Origin of the sequence: Proteus sp. fly-1067 (genome assembly GCF_040139345.1) — a bacterium.
Taxonomy (GTDB): Bacteria; Pseudomonadota; Gammaproteobacteria; order Enterobacterales; family Enterobacteriaceae; genus Proteus; species Proteus vulgaris_B.
The window spans coordinates 1-808 of record NZ_JBEEUL010000071.1; the positions used below are offsets into that span (position 1 = coordinate 1).

Sequence of the window (808 nt, forward strand, 5' to 3'; positions counted from 1 at the left end):
ATTGAAAGCGTGGTGATCGAAATAATTAACGTGTTTGTATCAACCGGCGCTCCTTCTTTTGGTAATAAACCGGCCATGCTAGCCGCAATTTGCGTGTTTTCCAGCTTGTATATAACCACAAAGCTAGTGCAACAATAATGGTTGCAGGAATAAAGTTAGTACCCACTTCTGGGTGCTGCACGCGCAGGATCGCAGCGTACGCAAATAAACCTAAAAAGAAGTTACCCACGACAAATTTAGGTAACCCCATTGGCATTGCATGATGTAAGTAACGCTGGTGTAGGCTATAAACTGCTAATATTAAAGTAATAATCGGAAATATAGAAAACTCTACTAAGGAGTTAAACAGAGCAGAGAAAGTTCCGTGAGTCGATAAGCCAACCACTAGTGCGAGTAGTAATGTGCTTTTCTCATAGCGATTGTGTTCCGTCATTGATTCTCCTTTATATTATTTAGTGAGATCGGGGTCAGTTTGATTTTGTTTTTCTTGTTCACGGCGGTACCAGTAATATGCGCCTTTCGCGATCATACGTAGCTGTAACACTAACCGTTCTTCCAGATGCTGCCTTTTTTCCTCATCGATATCTAGAGCTTCAGCACCTGCGCTAAAAACGATGGTGACCATGGATTCTGCTTGTAGCTCAGTAAAATGTCGTGGCATACGGCTTTCTTGTTCAAGGTAATCGGCAAGTTCTGCGATAAAGTGTTGGATTTCCCGTGCCACCGCTGCACGAAACTCAGCAGAGGTTCCAGAGCGTTCACGTAATAATAACCTAAACGCATTAGGGTTATTACCTATAAACTCCAT

General features: G+C 42.6%; 2 protein-coding genes. Both read right to left on the reverse strand.

Features of this window, described 5'->3' with window-relative positions; translation table 11 throughout:
* Positions 1-25: 25 nt before the first annotated feature.
* Positions 26-433: a YijD family membrane protein gene (locus ABN217_RS19170; protein ID WP_349459843.1), complete on the reverse strand. Its 408-nt coding sequence runs from the start codon at positions 431-433 to the stop codon at positions 26-28.
* A gap of 15 nt (positions 434-448) precedes the next feature.
* On the reverse strand, positions 449-808 hold a 360-nt coding region (gene fabR / locus ABN217_RS19175; protein ID WP_349459844.1), incomplete at its 5' end, for an HTH-type transcriptional repressor FabR.

Bases quoted from the DNA above. Each gene is read 5' to 3' on its own strand.
- ABN217_RS19170 (WP_349459843.1), bottom strand. From the start codon at position 433: ATGACGGAACACAATCGCTATGAGAAAAGCACATTACTACTCGCACTA.